A 23,234-nucleotide genomic window follows, 5' to 3' on the forward strand; every position below is an offset into this window, starting at 1 on the left:
GAAGATTCTCAGAATCTCCTTAACACATATAAAAAAGATACCCTTAAGTATCCCCATACTCAATCGGGAAGACAGGATTCGAACCTGCGACACCTTGGTCCCAAACCAAGTACTCTACCAAGCTGAGCTACTTCCCGCGTTAACTAAAAAAATGCACCCTAGAGGAGTCGAACCTCTAACCGCCTGATTCGTAGTCAGGTACTCTATCCAGTTGAGCTAAGGGTGCTCATCATTATATGCCGAGGACCGGAATCGAACCGGTACGATCGTTACCAATCGCAGGATTTTAAGTCCTGTGCGTCTGCCAGTTCCGCCACCCCGGCCTCTCTAAGCGAACGACGGGATTCGAACCCGCGACCCCCACCTTGGCAAGGTGGTGTTCCACCACTGAACTACGTTCGCATCGACCTCTTATTCTATATAAAAAAATGCCGGCTACATGACTTGAACACGCGACCCTCTGATTACAAATCAGATGCTCTACCAACTGAGCTAAGCCGGCTGCTTTCTATTATGCGGGTTAAGGGACTTGAACCCCCACGCCGTTAAGCGCCAGATCCTAAATCTGGTGCGTCTGCCAATTCCGCCAAACCCGCAAATATGACCCGTACTGGGCTCGAACCAGTGACCCATTGATTAAAAGTCAATTGCTCTACCAACTGAGCTAACGAGTCTAAAATAACTTCCGTTACCTTAAACGGTCCCGACGGGAATCGAACCCGCGATCTTCGCCGTGACAGGGCGACGTGATAACCGCTACACTACGGGACCTATATGGGAGTTAACGGGATCGAACCGCTGACCCTCTGCTTGTAAGGCAGATGCTCTCCCAGCTGAGCTAAACTCCCTCGAGCTAAGCGACTTCCATATCTCACAGGGGGCAACCCCCAACTACTTCCGGCGTTCTAGGGCTTAACTGCTGTGTTCGGCATGGGTACAGGTGTATCTCCTAGGCTATCGTCACTTAACTCTGAGTAATACCTACTCAAAATTGAATATCTATCAAATAATTAGAAAACCTCACGCTTCGTATCCTCAGTTACTTTGGATAAGTCCTCGAGCTATTAGTATTAGTCCGCTACATGTGTCGCCACACTTCCACTTCTAACCTATCTACCTGATCATCTCTCAGGGCTCTTACTGATATATAATCATGGGAAATCTCATCTTGAGGTGGGTTTCACACTTAGATGCTTTCAGCGTTTATCCCTTCCCTACATAGCTACCCAGCGATGCCTTTGGCAAGACAACTGGTACACCAGCGGTAAGTCCACTCTGGTCCTCTCGTACTAGGAGCAGATCCTCTCAAATTTCCTACGCCCGCGACGGATAGGGACCGAACTGTCTCACGACGTTCTGAACCCAGCTCGCGTGCCGCTTTAATGGGCGAACAGCCCAACCCTTGGGACCGACTACAGCCCCAGGATGCGACGAGCCGACATCGAGGTGCCAAACCTCCCCGTCGATGTGAACTCTTGGGGGAGATAAGCCTGTTATCCCCAGGGTAGCTTTTATCCGTTGAGCGATGGCCCTTCCATACGGAACCACCGGATCACTAAGCCCGACTTTCGTCCCTGCTCGAGTTGTTGCTCTCGCAGTCAAGCTCCCTTATACCTTTACACTCTGCGAATGATTTCCAACCATTCTGAGGGAACCTTTGGGCGCCTCCGTTACCTTTTAGGAGGCGACCGCCCCAGTCAAACTGCCCGTCAGACACTGTCTCCGATAGGGATCACCTATCCGGGTTAGAGTGGCCATAACACAAGGGTAGTATCCCAACAACGTCTCCTTCGAAACTGGCGTCCCGATCTCTTAGACTCCTACCTATCCTGTACATGTGGTACAGACACTCAATATCAAACTGCAGTAAAGCTCCATGGGGTCTTTCCGTCCTGTCGCGGGTAACCTGCATCTTCACAGGTACTAAAATTTCACCGAGTCTCTCGTTGAGACAGTGCCCAAATCATTACGCCTTTCGTGCGGGTCGGAACTTACCCGACAAGGAATTTCGCTACCTTAGGACCGTTATAGTTACGGCCGCCGTTTACTGGGGCTTCAATTCATACCTTCGAGTTACCTCTAAGCACTCCTCTTAACCTTCCAGCACCGGGCAGGCGTCACCCCCTATACATCATCTTACGATTTAGCAGAGAGCTGTGTTTTTGATAAACAGTTGCTTGGGCCTATTCACTGCGGCTGACGTAAAGTCAGCACCCCTTCTCCCGAAGTTACGGGGTCATTTTGCCGAGTTCCTTAACGAGAGTTCTCTCGCTCACCTGAGGCTACTCGCCTCGACTACCTGTGTCGGTTTGCGGTACGGGTAGAGTATGTTTAACGCTAGAAGCTTTTCTTGGCAGTGTGACGTCACTAACTTCGCTACTAAACTTCGCTCCCCATCACAGCTCAATGTTATAGAATTAAGCATTTGACTCAATTCACACCTCACTGCTTAGACAGACACTTCCATTCGTCTGCTTTAGTTAGCCTACTGCGTCCCTCCATCACTACATACTCTAGTACAGGAATATCAACCTGTTGTCCATCGGATACACCTTTCGGTCTCTCCTTAGGTCCCGACTAACCCAGGGCGGACGAGCCTTCCCCTGGAAACCTTAGTCTTACGGTGGACAGGATTCTCACCTGTCTTTCGCTACTCATACCGGCATTCTCACTTCTATGCGTTCCAGCGCTCCTCACGGTACACCTTCTCCACACATAGAACGCTCTCCTACCATACCTATAAAGGTATCCACAGCTTCGGTAAATTGTTTTAGCCCCGGTACATTTTCGGCGCAGGGTCACTCGACTAGTGAGCTATTACGCACTCTTTGAATGAATAGCTGCTTCTAAGCTAACATCCTAGTTGTCTGTGCAACCCCACATCCTTTTCCACTTAACAATTATTTTGGGACCTTAGCTGGTGGTCTGGGCTGTTTCCCTTTCGACTACGGATCTTAGCACTCGCAGTCTGACTGCCGACCATAATTCTTTGGCATTCGGAGTTTATCTGAGATTGGTAATCCGGGATGGACCCCTCACCCAAACAGTGCTCTACCTCCAAGAATCTTTATGTCGACGCTAGCCCTAAAGCTATTTCGGAGAGAACCAGCTATCTCCAAGTTCGTTTGGAATTTCTCCGCTACCCACAAGTCATCCAAGCACTTTTCAACGTGCCCTGGTTCGGTCCTCCAGTGCGTCTTACCGCACCTTCAACCTGCTCATGGGTAGGTCACATGGTTTCGGGTCTACGACATGATACTAATGCGCCCTATTCAGACTCGGTTTCCCTACGGCTCCGTCTCTTCAACTTAACCTCGCATCATATCGTAACTCGCCGGTTCATTCTACAAAAGGCACGCTCTCACCCATTAACGGGCTCGAACTTGTTGTAGGCACACGGTTTCAGGTTCTATTTCACTCCCCTCCCGGGGTGCTTTTCACCTTTCCCTCACGGTACTGGTTCACTATCGGTCACTAGGGAGTATTTAGGGTTGGGAGATGGTCCTCCCAGATTCCGACGGGATTTCTCGTGTCCCGCCGTACTCAGGATACTGCTAGGTACAAAGACTATTTTAAATACGAGGCTCTTACTCTCTTTGGCTGATCTTCCCAAATCATTCTTCTATAATCTTTGAGTCCACATTGCAGTCCTACAACCCCGAAGAGTAAACTCTTCGGTTTGCCCTCCTGCCGTTTCGCTCGCCGCTACTAAGGCAATCGCTTTTGCTTTCTCTTCCTGCAGCTACTTAGATGTTTCAGTTCACTGCGTCTTCCTCCTCACATCCTTAACAGATATGGGTAACAGGTAGTACCTGCTGGGTTCCCCCATTCGGAAATCCCTGGATCATCGCTTACTTACAGCTACCCAAGGCATATCGTCGTTTGTCACGTCCTTCTTCGGCTCCTAGTGCCAAGGCATCCACCGTGCGCCCTTATTAACTTAACCTTATTTTCTGACCTTTCAGTCATAAACTCTTTTAATACTACAGCGTTTCGGTTTATTTTCTTGTTACTATTTGATATAGATATTCAATTTTCAATGTGCATTACTTGGTGATCTCTCACCAATGGAGCCTAGCGGGATCGAACCGCTGACCTCCTGCGTGCAAAGCAGGCGCTCTCCCAGCTGAGCTAAGGCCCCACAAGACCTCTCAAGACTAAACAAGACCAATGCGCAGTTCCTTATCCTTAGAAAGGAGGTGATCCAGCCGCACCTTCCGATACGGCTACCTTGTTACGACTTCACCCCAATCATCTATCCCACCTTAGGCGGCTGGCTCCTAAAAGGTTACCTCACCGACTTCGGGTGTTACAAACTCTCGTGGTGTGACGGGCGGTGTGTACAAGGCCCGGGAACGTATTCACCGCGGCGTGCTGATCCGCGATTACTAGCGATTCCGACTTCATGTAGGCGAGTTGCAGCCTACAATCCGAACTGAGACTGGCTTTAAGAGATTAGCTTGCCGTCACCGGCTTGCGACTCGTTGTACCAGCCATTGTAGCACGTGTGTAGCCCAGGTCATAAGGGGCATGATGATTTGACGTCATCCCCACCTTCCTCCGGTTTATTACCGGCAGTCTCGCTAGAGTGCCCAACTAAATGATGGCAACTAACAATAGGGGTTGCGCTCGTTGCGGGACTTAACCCAACATCTCACGACACGAGCTGACGACAACCATGCACCACCTGTCACCTCTGTCCCGAAGGAAAACTCTATCTCTAGAGCCGTCAGAGGGATGTCAAGACCTGGTAAGGTTCTTCGCGTTGCTTCGAATTAAACCACATGCTCCACCGCTTGTGCGGGCCCCCGTCAATTCCTTTGAGTTTCAACCTTGCGGTCGTACTCCCCAGGCGGAGTGCTTAATGCGTTAGCTGCGGCACTAAACCCCGGAAAGGGTCTAACACCTAGCACTCATCGTTTACGGCGTGGACTACCAGGGTATCTAATCCTGTTTGCTCCCCACGCTTTCGAGCCTCAGCGTCAGTTACAAGCCAGAGAGCCGCTTTCGCCACCGGTGTTCCTCCATATATCTACGCATTTCACCGCTACACATGGAATTCCACTCTCCCCTCTTGCACTCAAGTTAAACAGTTTCCAAAGCGTACTATGGTTAAGCCACAGCCTTTAACTTCAGACTTATCTAACCGCCTGCGCTCGCTTTACGCCCAATAAATCCGGACAACGCTCGGGACCTACGTATTACCGCGGCTGCTGGCACGTAGTTAGCCGTCCCTTTCTGGTAAGATACCGTCACAGTGTGAACTTTCCACTCTCACACTCGTTCTTCTCTTACAACAGAGCTTTACGATCCGAAAACCTTCTTCACTCACGCGGCGTTGCTCGGTCAGACTTCCGTCCATTGCCGAAGATTCCCTACTGCTGCCTCCCGTAGGAGTCTGGGCCGTGTCTCAGTCCCAGTGTGGCCGATCACCCTCTCAGGTCGGCTATGTATCGTCGCCTTGGTGAGCCGTTACCCCACCAACTAGCTAATACAACGCAGGTCCATCTGGTAGTGATGCAATTGCACCTTTTAATTGACTATCATGCAATAGTCAATATTATGCGGTATTAGCTATCGTTTCCAATAGTTATCCCCCGCTACCAGGCAGGTTACCTACGCGTTACTCACCCGTTCGCAACTCATCCAGAGAAGCAAGCTCCTCCTTCAGCGTTCTACTTGCATGTATTAGGCACGCCGCCAGCGTTCGTCCTGAGCCAGGATCAAACTCTCATTAAAAGTTTGAGTTCTCACTCATTTCTGTCACTGACAGATTTATTGTTTTTTCATTGTTCAGTACTACAACTAAAGTTGTAGTGCCCTGCACATTGGTTCGTCTTGTTCAGTTTTCAAAGGTCTTTGTCACTCAATCTCTCTCAAGCGACAACTATATTAGTATATCACAGCTACCTGCCTCTGTCAACAGATTTTTTAAACTTTTTTCAAGTTTTTTCTAACCGCAATACACCATAGTCCGTACGGGATTCGAACCCGTGTTACCGCCGTGAAAAGGCGGTGTCTTAACCCCTTGACCAACGGACCTTGAGCTTTTCAACTCTTTCTATTATACCTACTTTTTTACCTTTGTCAAGATCTTTTTTACCTCTTTACCGAAATTCTGAAAATATAAGGGAAAGTTCTCTCAGGAGAGCTTTACGTCCTCTAAAGACTTCTCCTCCCATGAGACGGTCTATTAACTCTTGTTTTTCCATACTCTGCTTTGATTTGTAATTCTTTAGAAGTTCGTGAAAGAGATAATAATCGTCCAGCCTGAGTCCTTTTTCTCCTAGGCGATGACTAATCTCACTCACCTCTTCATAGGGTTCTTTGTCAAAACGTCGCTTGTGGCTTTCCTGTTTACGGATGTAATCTAGAATACGATTTCTAAATTTTGTTTTAAAGCAAACATATAGTTGATGGCGCTCGCCCTCTAGTAACTCTGGGTTGCGACTCACCAGCTCATACAGACATAACATGCCTTCCTGGTCCCAGTCCTCTTTCTCCCACAGATGCAAATGATAATCTTTGCGACACTTATGGACAATGCCCTTCGTTTCTTCGTATAGTTCCTTCAGATTCATAGACCTCTCCTTTCTGCATTTAGTTTAGCAAAATGCACGATCCCATGGGCCCATTTCCTCTATTCTATACTTGTTCCTCCCTCAACGGCACATAAAAAGAGAGGCAAGGCCTCTCTGGGGTTATAATTCTGCAATTTGGTTTAGGTTTACTTCTGCAATCGTATCATTACCAAACATAGAGATAATCATCTTCACTTTATTGTTATCAATTTCAGTAATTTTACCTGTGTAGTCTGCAAAAGCGCCATCAATGATGCGGACAGTCTGACCAACTTCAACGTCAATATCAAACTCTTGAACAGTTTGTCCCATTGAAACCAGAATATCACGGATTTCTTGTTCCAATAGCGGAGTTGGTTTTGATCTGTTACCGTGGGATCCGACGAATCCTGTTACGTTCGGTGTATTTCGAACGACGAACCATGCTTCATCGGTCATGACCATTTCTACAAGGACATAACCTGGAAAGCGATTCTCTTCAATTTCTTTTTTCTTTCCATTTTTCTCAACTTGCACGGTTTGTGTTGGAATCTCAACGCGTAGAATATTATCCAACATGTTATACGTTTGTGCACGTTGCAATAGATTTTCTTTTACCTTATTTTCATAGCCAGAATAAGTTTGTAGAACAAACCATCCTTTGTCAAAACTATCCATGATATTTCCTTTCATAATAGAAGAAACTAGCAGAAGTTCTCCGCCTTTCTTCTAAAAAATGTTAATAAATCGAATCAAACCTGAAACAATCAACTGGTCAAAAATGTAAATGATGACCACAAAGAAGGCTGTGTATTCCATAATAGATCGAAAATCTCTCCAGCTTTCCTTGCGAGTTGGCCACGTTGTTTCTTTAAGAAGTTTAAAAATATCCTTAATAAAACCCATCGTTCTCTCCTATCTCGTTTCTCTATGTGTCGTATATTTCCCACAATGTTTACAAAATTTATTTACTTCTAGTCGTGTTGGCTTGGGGTTCCCACTAGTTTTGATTGAGTAATTCCTTGAACCGCAAACTGCACAAGCTAGGCTTGCTTTTTTTAATGCCATAACGCCTCCATCTTATCTATTATAACAAGAAACCTAGGCTTTGACAAGCCTCTTAACGAAATAGATTAAGGAATGAGTCCCATATTGTCTGGGCTTTTTCTTTTATCTTAGCTTCTGAAATCGCACGTCCCGCTTCATCTACAAGATTTTGTGCACGACTACGAATATCCGCTATCGGATCCTCAGACTGGTTTGTCTCATTTTCAACAACCTGCTTTTTCGTATTTTCTGGTTCAATACCATTTTGTTTATAAGCATTCTCAACTGTAAAGGTGCTACCTGGAGTGTATGGCAAAATGGTATTAGCCATACTTCTAAAGACATGGGCTGCTCCATTTGATGTCGAACCTGCTAGATAATGGTTCTCATCCGTCGTCGGGAAGCCGAGCCAGTGGGTAATTACCACATCTGGAGTATAACCAATCACCCACTGGTCACTAGTATATACTGAATTAAAAGCAGCCTCAGTAGTACCTGTCTTTCCAGCCATAACATAATCTGTTGGCGATGAACTAATTCCTGTACCATTGGTAAATGTCCCTAGCATCATGCTGGTCATTTTATCGGCTACCGACTTATCAATCACTCGTTTTTGGGAATTTTTATGACTCTTGATGACCTGGCCACTGGCATTTTCAATACGAGTGATAAAATGCGCTTCAGGCATCAGACCTTCATTAGCAAAGGTTGCATAGGCTTGCGCCATCTGGAGGGGATTCGTCTCTACGCCTCCACCGAGAGCGACTCCAAGAACTCGATCAACATTTTCCATATTCAGGCCAAATCTCTCCCCAGCGTCAAAAGCTTTGTCAATACCTAATGCATTTACAGTCGCAACTGCCGGTAAATTGAGTGATTCAGCCAAAGCCTGATACATAGGTACTTCAGGCGAAGTCTTAATCCCTGCATAGTTGTCCACTTGATAACTATCGTACTGCATCGTATGATTATCCAGTTGCTTGTTTAAGGCCCATCCTGCTTCTACTGCAGGTGTATAAACGACTAAAGGTTTAATGGTTGAGCCCGGGCTACGCTTAGACTGAGTGGCATAGTTGAAATTGCGAAAGCCTGGTTTGTCATCACCAGCTACACGACCAACAACTCCACGCACTCCACCAGTCTTGGGTTCTAGAGCGACACTACCTGATTCGGCATGCGTTCCGTCTTCTGCTGTTGGAAATAGCGAAGTGTTTTCATAAATAACCTGCATGTTTGCTTGGTAGTTTTGGTCAAGTTCTGTGTAGATTCGATAGCCATTGTTGACAATCTCTTCTTCTGTGAGATTGTACTTGGAAACTGCTTCGTTGACAACTGCATCAAAATAGGACGGGTAACGATAATCCGAAACTTTGCCTTCATACTTATCTTGGAGTTGAGAAGCCATATCTACTCCAGCCGCTTCGGTCTCTTGATTTTTATCAATATAACCCGCTGCAACCATATTTTGCAAAACAGTATCCCTACGATTGGTTGAAGTTTCAACAGAATTTAATGGATTATACAATTCTGGCCCCTTGAGCATCCCTGCTAGAGTGGCCGCCTGATCAAGCGTTAGTTGTGAAGCCGATACACCGAAATATTTCTTACTCGCATCTTCAACACCCCATACCCCATTTCCAAAGTAGGCGTTATTGAGGTACATAGTAAGGATTTGCTCCTTGCTGTATTTCTTTGTCAACTCTAAGGCAAGGAAAAACTCCTTGGCCTTCCGTTCAACGGTCTGGTCCTGGGAAAGATAGGCATTTTTCGCCAACTGTTGAGTGATGGTAGACCCCCCTCCAGAACGACCTGCTGTAAGGATGGCTAGAAAGAAACGACCGTAGTTAATCCCATCATTTTTATAGAAGGAACGGTCCTCTGTCGCGACAACAGCATTCTGCAAGTCTTTGCTGATATCTGCCAGCTCAACATAGGTCCCCTTTTGACCGGATAGGGCTCCTGCCTCTTTTTCTTCGCGGTCAAAAATCAGAGTTCGGGTTTTTAGGGCATTTTGTAAGTCATTGACATTGGTAGACTTGGCTATCGCAAATAGGTAGGTTCCTACTAGCAAACCTGCACTTAACCCTAAAATGATGACAATCTTGGTCAGATGATAGCGACGCCAAAATTTCCGAATTGCCCCTACTTGTGACAATTTTTTTCTATCGCTCCGAGAACGACGCATACTAGTAGAATCCGACTCCGCCGATTCATTCGTTTCTTTTTTAAAGAGAGAAAGAAACTTCTCAAATAATTTATCTAATTTCATGCGTTTATTTTATCATCTTCACCATGGGAACTCAAGAATTTAGCTACTCCCTATCCAAATAGGGCTTTTTTTGTTACAATATCTGTATGCAATTCACATTTACATTACCCGAATCCTTGCCTCAAATGACGGTCAAACAATTCCTAGAGGAACAACTCCTCATCCCTAGAAAAATTCGTCATTTTTTGAGAACCAAGAAGAACATCTTAATTAACCACGAAGAAGTTCACTGGAACGAGATGGTGAAGCCAGGGGATATTTGCCAATTGACTTTTGACGAGGAAGATTATCCCAAAAAGGAAATCCTTTGGGGAAATCCAGACCTCGTTCAAGAAGTTTATCAGGACCAACATCTTATTGTCGTCAACAAACCTGAGGGTATGAAAACTCACGGTAACCAACCAAACGAAATCGCCCTTCTCAATCATGTCTCTGCCTACGTCGGGCAGACTTGCTATGTCGTTCATCGTCTAGATATGGAAACCAGTGGACTAGTGCTTTTTGCTAAGAACCCTTTTATTCTTCCCATTCTTAATCGCTTGTTGGAGAAAAAAGAAATTGCTCGCGAGTACTGGGCACTCGTAGAAGGACGAGTAGAGAGTAAAGAACTTGTCTTTCAAGATAAAATCGGGCGTAATCGTCATGATCGCAGAAAAAGAGTAGTTGATGCAAAAAATGGGCAATATGCTGAAACGCATGTAAGCCGATTAAAGCAATTCCCAAACAAAACAGCTCTTGTCCGTTGCAAACTAAAGACCGGTCGAACGCATCAGATTCGTGTTCACCTCTCTCATCACAAGCATCCTATCTTGGGCGACCCTCTCTATAATAGTAAATCAAAAACAAGTCGGCTTATGCTTCATGCCTTTCGCCTTTCTTTTACCCATCCACTCACCTTAGAAAAATTGAGTTTCACTGTTCTATCGGATACTTTTGAAAAAGAATTAAAAAAGAATGGATGACATTATCATTTATTCTTATATATACAAAAAAGCAAGGCCAGAAAGCCTTGCTTTTTTATCGACTCAAGAATTATTTAGCGATTTTTGCAAAGTATTCAAGAGTACGAACAAGTTGTGAAGTGTAAGACATTTCGTTATCATACCATGAAACAACTTTAACCAATTGTTTACCGTCAACGTCAAGAACTTTAGTTTGAGTTGCGTCAAACAATGAACCGAATGACATACCTAGGATATCAGAAGATACGATTGGATCTTCAGTGTAACCGTATGATTCGTTAGAAGCTGCTTTCATAGCTGCATTTACTTCATCAACAGTAACGTTCTTGTCAAGAACTGCTACCAATTCAGTTACTGAACCAGCTGGAACAGGAACACGTTGAGCAGCTCCATCCAATTTACCGTTCAATTCAGGAATAACCAAACCGATTGCTTTAGCAGCACCAGTTGAGTTAGGAACGATGTTAACTGCAGCAGCACGAGCACGGCGAAGGTCACCTTTACGGTGTGGTCCGTCAAGAATCATTTGGTCACCAGTGTAAGCGTGGATAGTGGTCATCAAACCTTCAACGATACCGAAGTTGTCATGAAGAGCTTTAGCCATTGGAGCCAAACAGTTTGTAGTACATGAAGCACCTGAGATAACTGTTTCAGTACCATCAAGTGTATCGTGGTTAGTGTTGAATACGATTGTTTTAACATCGCTTCCACCAGGAGCAGTGATAACAACTTTCTTAGCACCACCTTTAAGGTGTTTTTCAGCAGCTGCTTTAGTAGCAAAGAAACCAGTTGCTTCAAGAACGATTTCTACACCATCGTTAGCCCAGTCGATTTGTTCTGGATCACGTTCAGCAGAAACTTTAACGAATTTACCGTTAACTTCGAATCCACCTTCTTTAACTTCTACAGTACCGTCGAAACGACCTTGAGTTGTGTCGTATTTCAACAAGTGTGCAAGCATCACTGGATCTGTAAGGTCGTTGATACGAGTAACTTCAACACCTTCTACATTTTGGATACGGCGAAAAGCAAGACGACCGATACGTCCGAAACCGTTAATACCAACTTTAACTACCATTAGTGATTTCCTCCTTATGAAAATCATGAAAATTTTATTGTGAAAAGAGTAACTTGAATCACTACAAATCACCTTTCAACAAACCTATTATATAACTATTTGAGTTGAATTGCAAGTACGGGCGTCGATTTTCTCTCTTGCTTTTCTACTTTTCCACTCCTTTTCATTCACTTATTCTTTAATTTTTAAATATATCCCTACAATCTTTTATAATGTCCGTATATTATCTCCATTTCTACACTCAACCTTAATTCCAGGTCTATCTGAGTTCACAAAAAAGAGACAGGATAACTCCTGCCTCTAGGCTGATAAACGATTATTTACGACGTCCTGGATGTTCTGCATAACCATAGTAAGCATCTGCCATGATTTCTTCCATGTCAGCTACCATTGGCAAGCGAGGGTTAGCAGGTGAACATTGATCTTCATAAGCAAGCAAAGCAATTTCATGCAAGCTGTCTTTCCAAGCTTTTTCATCAATTCCTTGATCCTTGAAGTTCATCTTGATACCTACTGCAACACCAAGTTCGTAAACAGCTTTAGCGTATGCTTCAACTGCTTCTTCTGGAGTTGAATGAGGCAAGCCAAGCATTTTCGCGATGTCTTGGAATTTCTCATCAGCTTTCCAGTAGTTGTATTTAGGCCATGTAGTCGTCTTAGATGGACGAGTACCATTGTAACGGATAACATATGGAAGCAAGATAGCGTTTGTACGTCCGTGAACAGTATGGTGAACCGCACCGATCTTGTGGGCCATTGAGTGGCTCATACCAAGGAAGGCATTGGCAAAGGCCATACCAGCCATTGTAGATGCATTATGCATTTTTTCGCGAGCTTCTGGATCAGCTGTCTTAACAGATTTTTCCAACCATTCAAAGACAAGTTTGATTGTTTGAAGGGCGATACCGTCTGTGTAGTCGTTAGCAAAGTTTGAAGTGTAAGCTTCAGTCGCGTGAGTCAAGACGTCCATACCTGTATCCGCAGCGATGAAATCTGGAACTGACTCAACCAAAGCAGGGTCAACAATGGCAATAGTTGGTGTCAATGAGTAGTCAGCCAATGGGTATTTGCGGTTGTTTTTCTTATCAGAGATAACGGCAAATGGTGTTACTTCTGAACCTGTACCTGAAGTTGTTGGAATACCAATGTATTTCGCTTTTTTACCAAGTGATGGGAAGCGGAAGGCACGTTTACGGATGTCCATGAATTTTTGAACCAAGTCACGGAAGTCGATTTGTGGTTGTTCGTAGAAGAGCCACATTACTTTCGCTGCATCCATTGGAGAACCACCACCAAGAGCAATGATTGTGTCTGGTTCAAATGCTCTCATTACTTCAGTACCACGTTCTACAGTTGTGATATCTGGGTCTGGTTCAACGTCTGAGAAGACTTGGACAGTTACACGGTTGCTGCGTTTGTTCAATTGGTCAATAATGCGTTGAACAAAGCCAAGTTTTTCGATCGATTTGTCTGTAACAATCATAACGCGTTCAATATCTTCACATGTTTGAAGGTATTGGATAGAATTGCGTTCGAAGTAAATTTTTGAAGGAACTTTAAACCATTGCATATTATTTCTACGTTTCCCTACTTTCTTGATGTTTAGAAGGTTGATCGCACTCACGTTATCACCAACTGAGTTGTGTCCATATGAGCCACATCCAAGTGTCAATGATGGAATGAAGGCATTGTATACGTCACCGATACCACCGAAAGTAGATGGAGAGTTCCAGATAATACGCATAGCTTTGATTTCTGTACCAAAGCGTTTAGCAAGAGCTTCGTCTTTTGTATGGATGGCTGCTGAGTGACCAAGTCCGTTAAACTCAACCATTTGACGAGCTTTTTTAAGACCGTCTTCTGTATCTTCAGCTTTTAGGACAGCAATAACTGGTGATAATTTTTCACGAGTCAACGGTTCTTTTGGTCCTACTTCTGCGCATTCTGCAGCCAAGATGTTTGTTCCTTCTGGAACACTAAATCCTGCTTGTTCAGCAATCCATGCTGCTGGTTTACCAACGATGTTTGCATTTAGTTTAGCACCTGCACAGTTTTTACTGTTTGCTTTCACGCCGAAACAGAATTCTTCAAGAAGTGCTTTTTCTTTCTTGTTTACAAAGTAAGTGTGATATGATTTGAATTCTTCTACAAATTCGTCATACACTTCTTTATCAATGATAACCGCTTGTTCTGATGCACAGACCATACCATTGTCAAATGATTTAGACATAACGATGTCATGAGCAGCTTGACGAAGGTCAGCAGATTTTTCTACATAGGCAGGAACGTTTCCGGCACCTACCCCAAGTGCTGGTTTTCCACATGAGTATGCAGCTTTAACCATGGCATTCCCACCAGTTGCAAGAATAGTTGCAACACCTTCGTGGTTCATTAGCGCTCCAGTTGCTTCCATAGATGGCTTTGTAATCCATTGAACACAGTTTTCAGGAGCACCAGCTGCAATCGCTGCATCGCGAACGATTTGTGCTGCATGAGCTGATGATTCTTGAGCAGATGGGTGGAAGGCAAAAACGATTGGGTTACGTGTTTTTAAAGCAATCAAGGATTTGAAAATCGCTGTTGAAGTTGGGTTTGTTGTCGGAGTGACACCACAGATTACCCCTACAGGCTCCGCAATCTTTGTCAAACCTGTAATTGGATCATCTTCGATAACTCCAACTGTTTTAACTCCACGCATATTGTTCACTACGTGTTCGCAGGCAAATAGGTTTTTTGTCGCCTTGTCTTCAAATACCCCACGACCAGTTTCTTCAACTGCGTGTTGTGCAAGGATACCATGTGCGTCAAGTGCTGCAACAGACGCTTTTGCTACGATGTAGTCAACTTGCTCTTGGTTCAACTTACGCATTTCATCAAGCGCAACCAAGGCTTTTTTCACGAGACCGTCGACATGCTTTTCAGCAGCAAGTTGTTTTTCCTCTGGTGTTACTGTTTTTTTATCAGCCATATTATCCTCCATAGCCTTTAAGGATGTTATCCTTTGTTAATTTTTTCACAAGTTCATTATAACTCTTTTTTTATACTTTGTAAACAGTTTCATAAGCATTTCACAAAGAAATTTCTTAAATTTGTGATTTTTTCTCAACCCACCTGTGCAATAGAGTTTTATCTGGATGATTGTGAAATTATGAAAAATATTTTTTTATTTCACAAAGTTTTTCTAGTTGATAGTTATTTACCGAATTTAATCACAGAAAGCGCTTTCTTTCTCGCTTTTAAAAATAGCCTCCTCATCTGGAGACTACTGTTTTTGTTGGAAAACGCCTTGTTTAAAGGTTCCTTCATAGACAACTTCTTGCTCTGTCGTCAACTTTCCTTGACCTTCAGCCTGGCCATTTACAAAATCACCTTCGTATTTCCAGCCATCTTTTGATTGGAACGTTCCTTTTCCATTAAAGGCTCCATTATTGAAATCACCTGTATATTGGTCCCCATTTTCAAAGGTCATGGTCCCCTGACCATTCATTTTCCCTCGTACCAGGGTACCATCATAAACAAGTGCACCACCATCAAGTGTCAGGACACCCTTTTTGGGTGTATTTAGTAGAAATACCGAAAGGGCACAGAGTGCAATTACGACTACTGCAATGAACTCTAGCCTAGGGCGAGTTAGGTAAACTCTATACTTTTCATAGATTTGTTTAAGCTTTTCCATTGTCACTCTCATTTTCTAATCGATCTAGCCAACTTTTACAGCCACTTGTGATGCGAGCATAGGTTTCCTCAAAATCTCCTGTATACCAAGGATCTGGAACACTTTCAGATGCAAAAGGGTAGATCTTATGCTGCAATTCCTGAGGACACATTTGACGCAGATCTGAAACGTTTGAAGCATCCATCCCGATAATGTAATCAAATGACTCAAAATCTTCTCTACGAACCTGGAGTGATGTTTTGTCTTTGTCATAAGGAATCTGATATTGCTGGAAAATCCCTTGCGTTCCCTTATGAATCGGATTGCCATGTTCCCAAGACGAAGTCGCACGACTCTCAATCTGGTAATCGCTCGTCATGGATTTCATCACAAACTCTGCCATGGGGCTATGGCAGATGTTTCCTAGGCACACAAATACTATTTTTCTCATCCCTTTTCCTCTTACTTCATAGAAAAACGGGAGTGACAGGTCCCGTTTTATTCTTCGATTGCTCCACTTTCGTCAACAACTGTTCCTTCTGGTGTCACAGCCTCTTTGAGCGGCAAAACGGTCTTGATAGCAGCCAATTCAAAAGTCAAATAAACGCCATCTACATCAAGTACGATTGTTCTCTTCTCAGTGTCTACTTCATCCACTGTTCCGTAAAGGCCGCCAATTGTAATAACTTCATAGCCTTTTTGAAGCTTGTTCAAGCTTTCCATACGCTTTTGCGCTTGTTTCTTTTGAGAACGTTGCATAAAGAACATCAAGGCCATCATACCTACAAGCATGATTAAAAAAGTAATATTTGGATTCATTGTTTTCTCCTTTGTCTTTTACATAGGACTACTATATCAAATTTCAGCTACTTTTACAAGGTTGTGCCTTACTTTTATGATGATAAAAAAATCAGAGCTTTCACTCTGATTTCTGCGATTATTTCAAGTTTTGAACAACTTTGACTAGATTTTCAACTGTAAATCCGTACTCCGCCAATACTTTTGGTGCTGGGGCAGATGCTCCGAAGGTATCAATTCCAAGAACTGCACCATCAAGACCGACATATTTGTACCAGTTTTGAGTTGCACCCATTTCGACTGCAACACGACGGCGGACTGCATTTGGAAGGATTTCTTCCTTGTAAGCTGCATCTTGTTTATCAAAGACATCTGTAGATGGCATGCTGACTACGCGGACTTTTGCGCCTTGACTAGCCAATTCTTTGGCAGCTTCGACAGCCAGATTGACCTCTGAACCTGTTGCAATCAAGATGGTATCAAAGTCAGCTGCATTTTCATAGACAACATAGGCACCTTTTGCAACTTTGTCAAAGTCTGTTCCCTCTTCAACAGTCAAGTTTTGGCGTGTCAAGACAAGAGCAGTTGGTGTTTTTTCGCTTGTCACTGCAAGGTACCAAGCTGCTTGAGTTTCACGCGCATCTGCTGGACGGAAAACATTCAGATTTGGCATGGCACGAAGACCTGCCAAGTGTTCAACTGGTTCGTGAGTTGGACCATCTTCACCAACTGCGATTGAATCGTGAGTAAAGACATAAGTCACAGGAAGTCCTTGCAAGGCTGACAAACGGACCGCTGCTTTCACATAGTCAGAGAAGACAAAGAAAGTACCACCGTATACACGAAGTCCACCATGAAGAGCCATTCCGTTCAAGATCGTTCCCATTGCAAATTCACGAACACCAAACTGAATGTTACGGTTCAAGCGATTAGCATCGTCTTGAAGTCCATCAGTCTTGATATAAGTCATGTTTGAGTGAGCGAGGTCAGCTGATCCACCTAAGAAGGTTGGCAACTTAGCTGCTACAACATTCAAGGCATCTTGGCTTGAATTACGAGTTGCTTGAGAGAAGCCGTTTTCTAAGGCTGGGAAGTCTGCTGGAGTTACTTCAACTGGGTCGCGCCCGTCAATGATAGCTTCTACTTCTGCAGCAAGTTCTGGATAAACTTCTTTATAATCAGCAACTAATTTTGTCCAAGCTTGATAAGCTGATGCGCCACGATCTGCAACATTTTCTTTGAAATCAGCATAAACTTCAGCTGGGATTTCAAATGGTTCATAGTCCCAACCGAGGGCTTGACGAGTTGCTGCAGTTTCGTCTGCACCAAGAGGAGCACCGTGTACAGCATTGGTTCCTTGTTTGTTTGGAGAACCATATCCAATCACAGTCTTCACTTCAATCAAAGATGGTTTGCCTGAAGCTTTAGCTGCTTCGATAGCAGCATGGATTGCTTCCAAGTCTGTTCCATCTTCAACCAAGGCTGTATGCCAACCGTAGGCATTGTAACGATCACGAACACTTTCTGTGAAGGAATCTTTTGTCTCGCCATCCAAGTTGATGTCATTTGAATCATAAAGAACCACCAACTTGTCAAGTTTTTGCAAGCCTGCGTATGAAGCCGCCTCACTTGAGACACCTTCCATCAAATCTCCATCTCCACAGATCACATAAGTATAGTGATCAAAGAGATTGTAGCCTTCACGATTATATTTGGCTGCAAGGAAACGTTCTGCTTGGGCAAAACCAGTAGCAGTCGAAATCCCTTGACCTAGAGGTCCAGTAGTAGCATCAATCCCTGCTGTATGTCCAAATTCTGGGTGACCAGGTGTTTTGGAACCCCATTGGCGGAAGCTCTTGATTTCATCCATGCTGACATCTTCAAAACCAGAAAGGTGAAGAAGGGCATAGAGAAGCATAGATCCGTGTCCTGCTGAAAGAATAAAGCGGTCGCGGTTAATCCAGTTTGGTTGGGCTGGATTGATACGAAGTTGTTTTGTAAAGAGGCTATAAGCCATCGGAGCCGCTCCCATAACCACACCTGGGTGACCTGAGTTGGCTTTGTTAATGGCGTCAATTCCTAGGAAACGAATTGCATTAACAGATAGATTTGACATAGAATTTCCTTTCTCTTTGAGGTGATTAGTAGTTCACACATCCTATTTTTCTATTATATGAAAATTATCCGTATAGTGCAACATACGGATAACCTCCAGATAATAATTTACATCATTTGAACAGTTTTTATAGCAAAGCTTTGAATTGGATATTTGAATCTTGCTCGAAGCAATCATCAAATCCACGTGGGTGATGGTATTCTACCAGGTGCTGATCTTGAGGATAAGTGTACTTACCTCCTACTTCCCAGATAAATGGATGGAAGTTGTACTGCAAACGGTCTTTTCTCATCTTCCATAGTTCTAAAATTTCATTGGTTGAAGCCATAAAGTTTGACCAGATGTCATAGTGAACTGGGATAATGACTTTAGCACGCAGATTTTCTGCCATACGAAGAAGGTCAATTGAAGTCATCTTGTCTTGGATACCAACTGGGTTTTCACCATAGTTGTTCAAAGCAACATCAATCTTAAAGTCTTTTCCGTGTTTCGCAAAGTAGTTTGAGAAGTGAGAGTCTGCACCGTGATAAATAGTACCACCTGGTGTTTCAAAAATATAGTTAACAGCTTTTTGAGCCATCTCTTCATCAGTAACAGCCAAACCTGCCAATTCTCCACCTGTTTCATCAGCACCGTTGACTGGCAAAGTTACCAAGCAAGTACGGTCAAAAGATTCCACAGCATGAATCTTCATGTCTTTGAGTTCAATGGTGTCACCTGGTTTAACTACAATAATGCGTTCTTTTGGCACTCCCCAGCCTTCCCAGATAAGTCCGCAATGGTAAGGCCCGATGAATTTAACATGTTCCAATTTTGGATTATTCAAAATAGCTGCGGCTGTATAAGGATCAATATGATCGCTATGGAAGTGGGAAACCAAGTAGTAGTCTAACTCATTGATTGCAAATGGGTCAATGACCATCGGTTGAACACGCAAGTTTGGTTGCAATTTACGTACACCTGCCATGTTAGCCATTTGGTGCCCACGGACCATATCTTTAACTTTTTTAGTAGATTTTCCGCGATTTGACCAAAGGTCCATCACAACGTTAGCACCACCAGGTGTCTTAATCCAAGTTCCACAGTTGCCTAGCCACCACATAGCAAAATTGCCTTCAGGAACGACTTCTTCTTCAATTTCTTCGTTGAGCCATGTTCCCCATTCTGGGAAAGTCGCTAGAATCCATGATTCTCTTGTAATTTCTTTTACGTTTGGCATTATGACATCCTCCATTTTTTGTTCATGTTTTCATTTCATACTTAGTATAACACCCGCCCGAAAATTAAAAAAGACCAAGAAAAACACAGGTTTGTGTTCATCATTGGACTGTCATGTTATAACTCTTCAAAAAAGGACTGGATAAGTAATTCTTGATTTATCAGACTTTGAATCTCCTGCTGTAGTTTCATTGCGGCACGCTTATCCGGTATATAAGTTGAAATAATGGTTGATAAATTTTCGCTGAAACTTCTGCCGTCTTTTCGAAAAACCTTGTTTTTCAGATAATCAACTATACGCAAGATATCCTCTGCCTCCAAGATGGGATTGACCTTTAAGACAGGGAAGCGACTCTCTAGTTCATCATTTGTTGTAATCACCAAATCCACCAAGGTAATATCCTCAACACTTTTAAACTGTTCTGTTGTGAAAACTGCCCCGATTTGTTCGTTGGGAAGATAGAAACGACATTGTTTGAGCAACAGTTTAGAAACCCCTACTCCTTCGTCACAAACTAGATAAATTTTTTTGGTGGCATTCTGCGAGGATGGAGTGTATTTCAAAAATCCACCAACGTGAATCGTCAGATAAGCAATCTCATCGTCCGTCAAGCGTACAAGCCAGGCTTCCTCCAAAATCTCGGCACATTTTTTGGTGATGATAAAGAGCTCGCTGTACTTGGAACGGATTTGCTTAGTAAGAGGATTTTTAGAAAAGATGCCATAGGTCTTTCTAAACAACAAAGCCTTACAGTGAATCAGCAGGTTACGTAACAAGTCTTCCTTGTTTTCAATTTCCATCTTGGTTTGTGATTCAAAATACCAAATAAATTCCTCTAAAGTTACTTTCAGCTGGTGAAAGTCTTCGCTTTCCGCATGGACGTCTCTATCCTTTCTATAGGATAAAAGGAGAATGGCCAACAGAGAAATTTCGAGTTCCGATAAAGAAATTTCAAATGTCTCAAAAAGACGCTCGCTCAGCCTTTCAGATACTCTGTACTCTATTCTCTTACGAATCAAGGAAAAATCTTGATCAATATCCTGATGCTTTTCTTGATGACGCGTGATATTATCACAACTTAAAAGCAGATAAGGAAGCACTCGCAACATAAAGGTCACTTCATGATGATTTATTTTTTTCCCTAAATCCTGTTCAACCAGAGGGACTTGCTCCTTGAGAAATTGATGCATTTGTCTAGACAAAAGCAACTCTCCTTGGAATCTATCCTTTATCTTATCTTCAAGAATGGTAACAAATGCTCCATTTCCTTCCATAAAGATATGGTATAAGAGCGATTGAAGATGCTGAATTTTATTTAAGGGGTGGGCGCTAAGATAATAACCTTGTGATTTACTTACTTGCAGGGTTACCTGATACTGTTCTAGGCTTAACTGGTAACGGATGGTATTGAGATCATTCAAAACGGTGTTCCGCGAAACTTCTGTTAATTCCATCAGTTTTTCGACAGTGATGCGTTCTTTGGAAATTCCAATCCAAAATAACATCATCTGCATGCGTTCTTCCCCGCTCATCACATAATCGTAGGAGTCAACTTCGGATAAAAGTTGCTGACAAGCAAGTCTCTGCTCCTCCGTTAAGTAGATACCAATACGAGGAAGGCTAACAAGGTGGTGTTCAGGATTGCCCAATGCATCATTAATTTTATCAACGTGATAATAGACCTTTCTCCTTGATTGACCCAAATCTTTGGAAATGGTCATAATCGTTTTGGGAGATTCTTGATCCATGAGGTACAGCAATAGCTCACAACTCGTTTTATCTAATACCATCTTATCCTCCTATTATTCGGGACCAATCAATCAAACAGTCTCCCTATCATAGCACTTTAATAAAAATGTTTCAATGATAATATTTATCATTGGGCTCGTTTGCTTTTCAGATTCATTGCAAAAGCGAGGCCTAGATACCTCCAAGCCTCTTTTCAATTGCCCGTTTTTTATTTTTGACCATAGTAGGCATTTGGTCCATGCTTTCTTTGGTAATGTTTTTCCAATATGTACTGTGGAGCAGGTTCAACTCTTGGATTGATTTGCTCTGTGAAACGGTTCATCTTGGCAACTTCTTCGAGAACCACTGAATGGTAAACTGCATTTTCAGGGTTCTTGCCCCATGTGAATGGACCGTGGTTGCGAACGACAATCCCTGGTACTTCAACCGGATTGAGACCGCGACGTTCAAATTCTTCCAGAATGACCAAACCTGTATCCTTTTCATACGCTACTTCAACTTCATCCTGAGTTAAGCTACGAGCACAAGGAATTGGTCCATAAAAATAGTCGGCATGTGTGGTCCCATAAAATGGAATATCACGTCCCGCCTGTGCCCAACCCACTGCTTCTGTCGAGTGAGTATGAACCACACTACCAATGGTAGGCCAAGCTTTATATAATTCCACGTGAGTTGGTAGGTCGGAAGATGGTCTCAAATCACCTTCAAGTACCTTCCCATCCAAATCTGTCACCACCATGTTTTCAGGAGTCAATTTATCATAATCTACTCCCGATGGCTTGATAACAATCACGCCTAGCTCACGATTCACTTCTGAGACATTGCCCCATGTGAATTTAACCAAGCCGTGTTTAGGAAGAGATTGATTAGCTTCGCAGACACGCTTTCTCATATCATTGATTACTTGATTCATCTTACATCAAACCCGCTTTCTTTATTAATGGGTAGAGGAAATCTTGTGCTTCTTTGATAGCCACTTTGGTTTCTTCTACTGTTTCACAGTTTTCAGACCACATCTCGATTAGGAAAGGACCATTATAGTTGGTCTTTTTCAAAATATCAAAAGCTGCTTCCCAGTTGACGCAGCCAGTTCCAAAAGGAACATCTCGGAATTGTCCTTTTGAAGTTTCGGTCACGGGATAGGTATCCTTGAGGTGGAGGGCTGCAAGGGCATGGTGCCCGATATAAAATTCACTGTAAACGTCATTATGCCAAGCTGAGACATTACCAATATCTGGATAAACAAAAAGATAAGGTGAATCAATCTCTTTTTCAACAGCCAAGTACTTTTCAATGCTATTAATAAAAGGATCATCCATAATTTCAATAGCTAAGATGACCTGAGCTTCCTCCGCCCAGACACAAGCTTGTCTGAGGTTTTTGATGAAACGTTCACGTGTTTGAGGGGACTTTTCCTCATAATAAACGTCATAACCAGCTAACTGAATCGTACGCACTCCCAAATCCTGAGCTAGTTCGATACATTTTTTCATCAGTTCCAGCGATTTTTCTTCTAGAACTGGATCGTTTGAACCCATTGGATAGCGACGATGACCTGAAAAACAGATGGACGGAATTCGGATTCCTGTTTCATAGATGGCTTTCACGATTTCCAATCGTTCTTCCTTGCTCCAATCAAGACGAGCCAAACGTTCATCACGCTCGTCAATCGACATTTCAACAAAGTCGAAGCTCAATTCTTTTGCAAAATTCAAGCGTTCCAACCAAGTAAAATGCTTGGGTGTAGCTTTTTCATAGATTCCAATTGGACGTGCCATAGC

The 23,234-nt window shown here is 43.3% G+C and carries 16 protein-coding genes, 11 tRNA genes and 3 rRNA genes; 1 reads left to right on the plus strand and 29 read right to left on the minus strand.

What is annotated here, in order from left to right; translation table 11 throughout:
* Positions 1-63: 63 nt before the first annotated feature.
* The 19 genes from KIH88_RS08405 to pbp2a form a co-directional block, all read right to left on the minus strand.
* Positions 64-137, minus strand: a tRNA-Pro gene (locus KIH88_RS08405).
* Between the two features lie 15 nt (positions 138-152).
* Positions 153-226 (minus strand) — tRNA-Arg (locus KIH88_RS08410).
* An 11-nt stretch (positions 227-237) separates the two neighbouring features.
* Positions 238-323, minus strand: a tRNA-Leu gene (locus tag KIH88_RS08415).
* Positions 324-330: 7 nt separating this feature from the next.
* Positions 331-402, minus strand: a tRNA-Gly gene (locus KIH88_RS08420).
* A gap of 27 nt (positions 403-429) precedes the next feature.
* Positions 430-502: transfer RNA gene (locus KIH88_RS08425), tRNA-Thr, on the minus strand.
* A gap of 12 nt (positions 503-514) precedes the next feature.
* Positions 515-596 (minus strand) — tRNA-Leu (locus tag KIH88_RS08430).
* Positions 597-601: 5 nt separating this feature from the next.
* Positions 602-674 (minus strand) — tRNA-Lys (locus KIH88_RS08435).
* A gap of 24 nt (positions 675-698) precedes the next feature.
* A tRNA-Asp gene (locus tag KIH88_RS08440) sits at positions 699-771 on the minus strand.
* 4 nt (positions 772-775) lie between these two features.
* Positions 776-848 (minus strand) — tRNA-Val (locus tag KIH88_RS08445).
* A 4-nt stretch (positions 849-852) separates the two neighbouring features.
* Positions 853-968 (minus strand): 5S ribosomal RNA (gene rrf / locus KIH88_RS08450).
* 76 nt (positions 969-1,044) lie between these two features.
* Positions 1,045-3,946: ribosomal RNA gene (locus tag KIH88_RS08455) — 23S ribosomal RNA — on the minus strand.
* Positions 3,947-4,068: 122 nt separating this feature from the next.
* Positions 4,069-4,141 (minus strand) — tRNA-Ala (locus tag KIH88_RS08460).
* 51 nt (positions 4,142-4,192) lie between these two features.
* Positions 4,193-5,739: ribosomal RNA gene (locus KIH88_RS08465) — 16S ribosomal RNA — on the minus strand.
* The 16S, 23S and 5S rRNA genes sit together here with 11 tRNA genes alongside, the layout of an rRNA operon.
* Before the next feature lie 231 nt (positions 5,740-5,970).
* Positions 5,971-6,042: transfer RNA gene (locus KIH88_RS08470), tRNA-Glu, on the minus strand.
* Between the two features lie 65 nt (positions 6,043-6,107).
* Positions 6,108-6,581: a transcriptional regulator gene (locus KIH88_RS08475; protein ID WP_001049387.1), complete on the minus strand. Its 474-nt coding sequence runs from the start codon at positions 6,579-6,581 to the stop codon at positions 6,108-6,110.
* Between the two features lie 120 nt (positions 6,582-6,701).
* Positions 6,702-7,238 carry a transcription termination/antitermination protein NusG gene (gene nusG, locus KIH88_RS08480; protein WP_000376728.1) on the minus strand — a complete coding sequence of 179 codons (537 nt, stop codon included), beginning with the start codon at positions 7,236-7,238 and terminating at the stop codon, positions 6,702-6,704.
* 51 nt (positions 7,239-7,289) lie between these two features.
* Positions 7,290-7,466, minus strand: coding sequence for a preprotein translocase subunit SecE (gene secE, locus KIH88_RS08485; protein ID WP_000505776.1), 177 nt, complete (start codon positions 7,464-7,466; stop codon positions 7,290-7,292).
* Between the two features lie 9 nt (positions 7,467-7,475).
* Positions 7,476-7,628 (minus strand): 50S ribosomal protein L33, encoded by a 153-nt coding sequence (rpmG, locus tag KIH88_RS08490; RefSeq protein ID WP_009755504.1) that lies wholly within the window; start codon positions 7,626-7,628, stop codon positions 7,476-7,478.
* Between the two features lie 52 nt (positions 7,629-7,680).
* Positions 7,681-9,876 (minus strand): penicillin-binding protein PBP2A, encoded by a 2,196-nt coding sequence (pbp2a, locus tag KIH88_RS08495; RefSeq protein WP_213988912.1) that lies wholly within the window; start codon positions 9,874-9,876, stop codon positions 7,681-7,683.
* A gap of 86 nt (positions 9,877-9,962) precedes the next feature.
* Between pbp2a and KIH88_RS08500 the strand changes: the two genes are divergently transcribed.
* The gene (locus tag KIH88_RS08500) at positions 9,963-10,838 is read left to right on the plus strand and encodes an RluA family pseudouridine synthase (RefSeq protein WP_308248995.1); all 876 of its coding nucleotides are present in this window, start codon (positions 9,963-9,965) and stop codon (positions 10,836-10,838) included.
* A gap of 70 nt (positions 10,839-10,908) precedes the next feature.
* Here KIH88_RS08500 and gap read toward each other — a convergent pair whose 3' ends face one another.
* The 10 genes from gap to KIH88_RS08550 form a co-directional block, all read right to left on the minus strand.
* On the minus strand, positions 10,909-11,916 hold the full coding sequence (gene gap, locus KIH88_RS08505) for a type I glyceraldehyde-3-phosphate dehydrogenase (RefSeq protein WP_000260675.1): 1,008 nt from the start codon (positions 11,914-11,916) through the stop codon (positions 10,909-10,911).
* A 316-nt stretch (positions 11,917-12,232) separates the two neighbouring features.
* Positions 12,233-14,884, minus strand: coding sequence for a bifunctional acetaldehyde-CoA/alcohol dehydrogenase (gene adhE / locus KIH88_RS08510; protein ID WP_213988911.1), 2,652 nt, complete (start codon positions 14,882-14,884; stop codon positions 12,233-12,235).
* 294 nt (positions 14,885-15,178) lie between these two features.
* Positions 15,179-15,592: an MORN repeat-containing protein gene (locus tag KIH88_RS08515; protein ID WP_000413199.1), complete on the minus strand. Its 414-nt coding sequence runs from the start codon at positions 15,590-15,592 to the stop codon at positions 15,179-15,181.
* Positions 15,579-16,022, minus strand: coding sequence for a low molecular weight protein-tyrosine-phosphatase (locus KIH88_RS08520; protein ID WP_213988910.1), 444 nt, complete (start codon positions 16,020-16,022; stop codon positions 15,579-15,581). Before KIH88_RS08520 ends, KIH88_RS08515 begins: the two co-directional genes overlap by 14 nt.
* Before the next feature lie 47 nt (positions 16,023-16,069).
* Positions 16,070-16,390 carry a preprotein translocase subunit YajC gene (gene yajC, locus KIH88_RS08525; protein WP_001069056.1) on the minus strand — a complete coding sequence of 107 codons (321 nt, stop codon included), beginning with the start codon at positions 16,388-16,390 and terminating at the stop codon, positions 16,070-16,072.
* Between the two features lie 118 nt (positions 16,391-16,508).
* Positions 16,509-18,485 carry a transketolase gene (gene tkt, locus KIH88_RS08530; protein ID WP_084938486.1) on the minus strand — a complete coding sequence of 659 codons (1,977 nt, stop codon included), beginning with the start codon at positions 18,483-18,485 and terminating at the stop codon, positions 16,509-16,511.
* 127 nt (positions 18,486-18,612) lie between these two features.
* The gene (ulaG, locus tag KIH88_RS08535) at positions 18,613-19,704 is read right to left on the minus strand and encodes an L-ascorbate 6-phosphate lactonase (RefSeq protein ID WP_084938487.1); all 1,092 of its coding nucleotides are present in this window, start codon (positions 19,702-19,704) and stop codon (positions 18,613-18,615) included.
* 116 nt (positions 19,705-19,820) lie between these two features.
* The gene (locus KIH88_RS08540; protein WP_084938488.1) at positions 19,821-21,494 is read right to left on the minus strand and encodes a BglG family transcription antiterminator; all 1,674 of its coding nucleotides are present in this window, start codon (positions 21,492-21,494) and stop codon (positions 19,821-19,823) included.
* Positions 21,495-21,661: 167 nt separating this feature from the next.
* Complete coding sequence (locus KIH88_RS08545) at positions 21,662-22,366, minus strand: L-ribulose-5-phosphate 4-epimerase (RefSeq protein ID WP_084938489.1); 705 nt, start codon at positions 22,364-22,366, stop codon at positions 21,662-21,664.
* Position 22,367: 1 nt separating this feature from the next.
* Positions 22,368-23,231 (minus strand): L-ribulose-5-phosphate 3-epimerase, encoded by an 864-nt coding sequence (locus KIH88_RS08550; protein ID WP_000113588.1) that lies wholly within the window; start codon positions 23,229-23,231, stop codon positions 22,368-22,370.
* Positions 23,232-23,234 lie beyond the last annotated feature (3 nt).

The sequence above is a fragment of the Streptococcus oralis genome, assembly GCF_018448765.2.
Classification (GTDB): Bacteria; Bacillota; Bacilli; order Lactobacillales; family Streptococcaceae; genus Streptococcus; species Streptococcus oralis_BM.

Coding starts and splice junctions, on each gene's coding strand:
- rpmG (WP_009755504.1), bottom strand. CDS start 7,628: ATGGCATTAAAAAAAGCAAGCCTAGCTTGTGCAGTTTGCGGTTCAAGG.
- KIH88_RS08515 (WP_000413199.1), bottom strand. CDS start 15,592: ATGGAAAAGCTTAAACAAATCTATGAAAAGTATAGAGTTTACCTAACT.
- KIH88_RS08545 (WP_084938489.1), bottom strand. CDS start 22,366: ATGAATCAAGTAATCAATGATATGAGAAAGCGTGTCTGCGAAGCTAAT.
- gap (WP_000260675.1), bottom strand. CDS start 11,916: ATGGTAGTTAAAGTTGGTATTAACGGTTTCGGACGTATCGGTCGTCTT.
- KIH88_RS08500 (WP_308248995.1), top strand. CDS start 9,963: ATGCAATTCACATTTACATTACCCGAATCCTTGCCTCAAATGACGGTC.
- ulaG (WP_084938487.1), bottom strand. CDS start 19,704: ATGCCAAACGTAAAAGAAATTACAAGAGAATCATGGATTCTAGCGACT.
- adhE (WP_213988911.1), bottom strand. CDS start 14,884: ATGGCTGATAAAAAAACAGTAACACCAGAGGAAAAACAACTTGCTGCT.
- yajC (WP_001069056.1), bottom strand. CDS start 16,390: ATGAATCCAAATATTACTTTTTTAATCATGCTTGTAGGTATGATGGCC.
- nusG (WP_000376728.1), bottom strand. CDS start 7,238: ATGGATAGTTTTGACAAAGGATGGTTTGTTCTACAAACTTATTCTGGC.
- KIH88_RS08475 (WP_001049387.1), bottom strand. CDS start 6,581: ATGAATCTGAAGGAACTATACGAAGAAACGAAGGGCATTGTCCATAAG.
- KIH88_RS08520 (WP_213988910.1), bottom strand. CDS start 16,022: ATGAGAAAAATAGTATTTGTGTGCCTAGGAAACATCTGCCATAGCCCC.
- secE (WP_000505776.1), bottom strand. CDS start 7,466: ATGGGTTTTATTAAGGATATTTTTAAACTTCTTAAAGAAACAACGTGG.
- KIH88_RS08550 (WP_000113588.1), bottom strand. CDS start 23,231: ATGGCACGTCCAATTGGAATCTATGAAAAAGCTACACCCAAGCATTTT.
- tkt (WP_084938486.1), bottom strand. CDS start 18,485: ATGTCAAATCTATCTGTTAATGCAATTCGTTTCCTAGGAATTGACGCC.
- KIH88_RS08540 (WP_084938488.1), bottom strand. CDS start 21,494: ATGGTATTAGATAAAACGAGTTGTGAGCTATTGCTGTACCTCATGGAT.
- pbp2a (WP_213988912.1), bottom strand. CDS start 9,876: ATGAAATTAGATAAATTATTTGAGAAGTTTCTTTCTCTCTTTAAAAAA.